The organism is Candidatus Methylomirabilota bacterium (genome assembly GCA_036005065.1).
Taxonomy (GTDB): domain Bacteria; phylum Methylomirabilota; class Methylomirabilia; order Rokubacteriales; family DASRDR01; genus DASYQW01.
This window is the reverse complement of sequence record DASYQW010000214.1, coordinates 1-5,663: the sequence shown is the minus strand read 5'-3', so window position 1 is coordinate 5,663 and position 5,663 is coordinate 1. Positions and strand designations below refer to the sequence as shown.

Annotated in this window: 4 protein-coding genes; all 4 read right to left on the bottom strand. The window is 70.1% G+C overall.

What is annotated here, in order from left to right; translation table 11 throughout:
* Nucleotides 1-28 precede the first annotated feature (28 nt).
* A complete protein-coding gene (locus VGW35_15905) occupies nucleotides 29-1,924 on the bottom strand; it encodes a hypothetical protein (protein HEV8309144.1) in 1,896 nt (631 codons plus the stop codon).
* Nucleotides 1,925-2,116: 192 nt separating this feature from the next.
* Nucleotides 2,117-4,024 (bottom strand): hypothetical protein, encoded by a 1,908-nt coding sequence (locus VGW35_15900; GenBank protein ID HEV8309143.1) that lies wholly within the window; start codon nucleotides 4,022-4,024, stop codon nucleotides 2,117-2,119.
* A 445-nt stretch (nucleotides 4,025-4,469) separates the two neighbouring features.
* Nucleotides 4,470-4,688: a translation initiation factor IF-1 gene (infA, locus tag VGW35_15895; GenBank protein ID HEV8309142.1), complete on the bottom strand. Its 219-nt coding sequence runs from the start codon at nucleotides 4,686-4,688 to the stop codon at nucleotides 4,470-4,472.
* Nucleotide 4,689: 1 nt separating this feature from the next.
* The gene (gene map, locus VGW35_15890; GenBank protein HEV8309141.1) at nucleotides 4,690-5,541 is read right to left on the bottom strand and encodes a type I methionyl aminopeptidase; all 852 of its coding nucleotides are present in this window, start codon (nucleotides 5,539-5,541) and stop codon (nucleotides 4,690-4,692) included.
* Nucleotides 5,542-5,663 lie beyond the last annotated feature (122 nt).

The window sequence follows — 5,663 nt, the reverse complement described above, 5'->3', positions numbered from 1 at the left end:
GGGGGCCGTCGAGGCCCCCTCCCATGATCTAGCACCCCCGGCCGCGGACGGTTGTCGTCACGGGCGCCGTCAGGGTATCCGCCTTCAGCACGTAGGCCGTCGTGCACCGGGGGGACACGTCGCGGGTGCCGGTCGGGGCGGTCACGGCCCCGATGCCCGAGATGGTGATGCTCCGAGCCCGTCCGATGCTCCAGCTGAGCACGCTCGGGGTGAGGTCGGGGACCGCCGCGAAGGAGACGAACCTCGGCACGTTCGAGTTGTTGCCTTCGGTCCGGGGCAGCGCGTTGAACTGAGCGATGCTCCGGATGGGAGGATCGCAGCTCGGCTGGTACAGGTCGGCGGCCGGGCTGGTGATCGTGTTGTTCAGGTACGTGAGGAGCGGGGCCGTGGGCGGGCAGCCCCCGTCGTGGATCTGGAAATGGCTGTTGTCCGCCAGGATGCTCGTCTGAACCGTCCCGGCCAGCGCGCTGGCGGCGAAGACGGCAAGCCCGCCCCCCCGGGCGCCGGCCGAGTTCCGGTAGACGACCGACCGGGTGATGTTGACCGGAGCCTCGTTGAGATACACCCCCCCGCCCAGATTGGTGGAGGTGTTTTCCACGATCGCGGTATCCGCGATCGTCCCGCTGGCCATGTTCACCAGGATGCCGCCGCCGAGCGCGTCCGCCGCCCCGGCCACCCGGTTGCGGAACACCTGGGTCCGCAGGACGCTGAGCGTTCCGCGCGACACGTGGATTCCGCCGCCCTGGACGGAAGCGGCGTTGCCGAGCACGAGCGCGTCGGTGATGGTCAGCTTCCCGCAGGTGCCGCCACCGCCGCAGCTCGGCTGCCCGGCCACCAGGATGCCCCCGCCGAGCCGCGCCACGTTGTTGCGAATCACGGTGTCGGCCAGCGTGATGATCTGGCCGTGGAGGCCTCCGCCGAACCCCGTCACGCCCTGCGGATCGAGCGCCTGATTCGTCTCGATGATGGACCCGGTCACTTCGAGAGCGCCGCGGTGGTTGTTCAGCCCGCCACCGGTGTTCGCCACGTTTCCCCGGACCGCGACCCGCGTCAGCCGGGCGATGGCGTTGTTCTCGATGTGGATGCCGCCCCCCTCGGCCGGGTTGCTGGCGGCGTTGAAGCGGCTCGTGATGTTGTTGGCCACCGTCGAGTCCTGCATGACCAGGGTCGCCGGCCCCCGCGGGGAGCCGAACTGGCCCAGGACGAAAATGCCGCCGGCGGCGAACTTCGAGCGGTTCCCGGCGATGACGGAGGAGATGAACGTCGGCGAGCTGTCGTTGGCGTGCACGGCCCCGCCGCTCCCGACCGGGGAGTCGCGGCCCGACTCGTTGTTCTCGAGTCGCGTGCTGGTGAAGACGGGGCGTGAGCCGAGCACCATGACCAGCCCGCCCCCGAAGCGCGCGGCCCGGTTGTTCCGGATGATGGAGCTCCGGAAGATGGGCGAGGCGCCGACCAGCGCGCCGCCGCCGCCATCGGCGGTGGCGGCATTCCCCTGGACGATGCAGCTCACGAAGGTCGGGGCCGAGTTCTGGATGTAGAAGCCCGCGCCCACCCGGAACAGGCCGCCGGTCACCAGGAAGCCCTCGAAGCGGATGACTCCGCTCGCGTTCCGGATCGTGATGGCGGATTGCCCCTTGCCGGTGGCATCGATCCGGGTGAGGGCCGCGCCCCGGACCGCCCGCACCGTGAACGAGCGCCCGGTGCTCGAGACCACGAGCGCCTCCCGGTAGGTCCCCGGCAGGACGTTGATCAGGGTGCCGTTCGGCAGGCTGCCTCGCACGACGGCGTTGATCGCGGCCTGGATCGTCCGAAAGGGAGGGCTCGGCACGGTGACCGCCGCCTCGGCGGCCAGGGGGACCGCCAGCAGAAGAAGGACACCGAGAGGCCACGCCGTCCTGACGGATGCTCGTCGGTCAGCCCGCATCGTGATGTCCTCCGCGACGTCCGAAGCACCCTTCACCCGCTCGCCGGCCCGAGGCGGCATTATGCCAGAGAACCCGGCATCCCGTCCCCGGGTGCGGGGTCCTTCGAAGCAGCCGTCCGAGCGGCGGCTTCGCCGCCGCAACCCCTCTTGGGGGAGGTTTGGGAGGGGGCCGTCGAGGCCCCCTCCCATGAACTAGCAGCGGCGCTGATGGACCGTCGCGGTGACCGACCCGTTCAAGGTGTCGGCCGTGAGCACGTAGGGGGTCGTGCAGGGCGGCGAGACGTCGTGACTTCCGGTCGGCGCGCTGACCTGGCCCACCCCCGAGATGGTGACGGTGGTGGCTCCGGCCACGGTCCAGGCCAGGACGCTGGGGCTCAGGGCCGGGGTGGCCGTGAACGTCGAGAAGACCGGCGGGTTGGAGTTGTTCCCGTCCGACCGGGGCAGCGCGTTGAAGGCCTCGATGGTGGTGATCGGCCGGGGCGGGAAGCACGTCGTCCGGTACAGATCGGAGACCCCCCGGTTGCTGATCGTGTTGCCGAGGTACGTCAGGAACGGCGCGGTCGCCGGCGCACAGACCGCCTCGTGGATCTGGAAGTTCGTGTTGTCGGCGATGATGCTCTGGCTCACCGTCCCCGTCGAGGCCGGGCTTCCGCCGTTCACGAACAGGCCGCCGCCGAACGTGGTCGCGGAGTTCCGGTAGATCACCGAGTGGGTGATGTTGACGGTCGACTTGTCCACGAAGACGCCGCCGCCGAGCGCGCTCGTGCTGTTGTCGGCGATCGTGCTGTCAGTGATCGAGACGCTGGCATTCGCGACGAAGACGCCGCCGCCGAATGCGCCGGCTCCATTGACGCGGTTCCGTAACACCTGGCTCCGCTGGATCGTGCCCGTTCCCCGGGCCACGTGGACGCCGCCGCCCAATCGCGTGGACGTGTTGCCGTCCACCAGGGAGTTCGACATCACCAGGCTGGCACACGGCCCGCCGCTGCCGCAGGACGGTTGCCCCGCCGCGGCCAGCCCGCCCGCGGTCCGAGAGACGTTGTTGCGGACCACCGAGTCCGTGAGGACGATGGCGCCGATCACGAGGCCGCCGCCACCGGCCCCGCCCACCGACTGGGGGTCGAGCGCCTGGTTCGACTCGATCACCGAGCTCGTGACCTCGTAGCGGCCCCGGAAGCTGTTCAGCCCGCCGCCGGTATTGGCCACGTTCCCTCGAACCCCGACCCGCGTCAGCCGGGCGATCGCGTTGTTCTCGATGTGGATGCCGCCGCCCTCGGCCGGATTGCTGCTCGGGCTGAAGCGACTCGTCGTGTTGTTCGCCACCACCGAGTCCTGCATCACCAGCGTCGCCGTCCCCCGGGGCGAGCCGAACTGCCCGATGAGGAAGAGGCCCCCGGCCGCGAACTTGGAGTGATTGCCGGTGATGGACGAGGCGATGAAGGTCGGGGAGCTGTCATTGGCGTGGACACCCCCCCCGCTCCCGATGCTGGAGACCACGCCGGAGCGGTTGCCCTCGATCCGGGTCCGCACGAAGGTCGGGCGCGAGCCGGCCACCATCAGCACGCCGCCCGCGAAGCGCGAGGCCCGGTTGTTCCGGATGATGCAGCTCTCGAAACGGGCATTCGAGGCGAACAGGATGCCGCCGCCGCCGTCGGGCGCCGCATTCCCTTCAATGATGCAGTTAACGAAGGTCGGCGAGGCCCGGACGAGCGTGAAGCCGCCACCCCGCGGCCCGGCGACGCCGGTGCCCACCAGCGCGAGCGCCTCGAAGCGGACGCTGCCGGTCACGTTCGTCATGGAGAGGATCGACTGGCCGAGCCCGACCGCGGTGAGCCGGGTCAGGGTCCGCCCGGCGCCCCGCACGGTGAACGATTTCGCCGTGTTGTTGGCGGCCAGGGCCCCCCGGTACGTTCCGGCTTTGACGTTGATGACGGTCCCGTTGGGAAGCGCGCCGCCGAGGACCGCGTTGATCGCCGACTGGACCGTCGGAAACTGCGCGCTGGGAACCGTGACCGCCGCCTGGACGGCGGCCGGACACGCGAGGACGAGGAGCAGGACGGCTGAGGCCGTCCATCCCAGCACCCAACGGCGGAGCTTCACAGTCGATGCCCTCCCGGCTCGGCGGAGCCACCGGGGTAGAGCAAGGGTCATGCCACGTTCGGGCGGCGGGCGGGAGCCGCCCGATGCCGCGGGATTCGAGATGGGGAACCCCGGCGCCCTCCCATCCGAGACGAAGGGCCTAGTGAAAACCGGTACGGGAAGTGACAAGTTCCGGCACCGCACTGACAAGTTGTTGAGCAGGGTCGCCGGGGAATAGCGGCCGCCAGGCACCATAGTGCGTGGTCGGCGAGGCCTCAGTGAGATCCCGAGTCCGACGCCCACCCACGGACGCCCGAGAGAGTCTTCCGAGCTTCCGAGACTAAGGCGCGCCCGGGACCGAGTTTGCTCTGCACTTAATTAATTAAGCAGCGGTCCGAGCGGCGGCCTCGCCGCCGCAACCCCTCCTGGGGGAGGTTTGGGAGGGGGCCGTCGAGGCCCCCTCACATTACTTGAACCGGTACGTGATGCGGCCCCGCGTCAGGTCGTAGGGTGACAGCTCGACCTTCACCCGATCGCCCGGGAGGATGCGGATGAAGTTCATCCGCATCTTGCCGCTCACGTGGGCCAGCACCCGGTGCCCGTTGTCCAGCTCGACCCGGAACATCGCGTTCGGGAGCGGCTCCACGACGGTCCCCTCCACCTCGATCGCGTCCTCTTTCGTCATCTCAGCGTCGCCGCCCCGAGCCTGTGCGCGCGCGGGCTTTGCCCCCGCCATCCGTCGGGGGGGAGGCTTGGGAGGGGGCCGCGACGTCCGCCCTCTCCGAGGAAAGCCGGCGGGTCAGCACCTCGGGCCCGTCCTCGCCGACCGCCACCGTGTGCTCAAAGTGAGCGGCCAGGCTACCGTCCTTGGTGACGGCCGTCCAGCCGTCGTCGAGGATGCGCACCTCCCAGCTTCCCATCGTCACCATCGGCTCGATCGCCAGCACCATGCCGGGGCGCAGCTCAGGCCCGCGACCGGGCTCACCGAAGTTCGGCACCTGGGGCTCCTCGTGCAGCGCGCGACCGATGCCGTGGCCGACGAACGCGCGCACCACCGAGAAGCCGTGCGCCTCCACATGCTTCTGGACGGCGTGCGACACGTCGGAGAGGCGCCGCCCGGGCCGGCACGTCTCGATCGCCGCCTCGAGGCTCTGGCGGGTGACGTCGAGGAGATTCTGGACAGAGGAGGGAATCTCGCCGACGGCCATGGTGAAGGCGCAGTCGGCGTAGTACCCGTCGACGATGCATCCCAGGTCCAGCCCCACGATGTCCCCTTCCTTCAGCCGGCGGTGGGGCGAGGGGATCCCGTGCACCACCTCTTCGTTGATCGAGACGCACACCGTGGCCGGAAAGCCCCGATAGCCTTTGAAGGCGGGCTTGGCGCCCCGGTCCGTGATGAAGGCCTCCACGTCCGCGTCGATCTCCAGCGTCGACATCCCGGCCTTGACCGTGGCGCGCAGGCGGTCCATCACGTCGGCCAGGACGTACCCGCCCCGGCGCATCAGCTCGATCTCCCGCGGGGATTTGAGGTCGAGCACGGCTCAGGCCTCCACCGCCCGACGGATGGCGCTCCGGATCGTTTCGATGGCGCCTTCGGCCGCCACGGCGCGCAGCCGCCCCCGGCTCCGGTAGTGCTCGAGGAGCGGGGCGGTCTGGTCCT

Coding starts and splice junctions, on each gene's coding strand:
- VGW35_15905 (HEV8309144.1), bottom strand. CDS start 1,924: ATGCGGGCTGACCGACGAGCATCCGTCAGGACGGCGTGGCCTCTCGGT.
- infA (HEV8309142.1), bottom strand. CDS start 4,688: ATGACGAAAGAGGACGCGATCGAGGTGGAGGGGACCGTCGTGGAGCCG.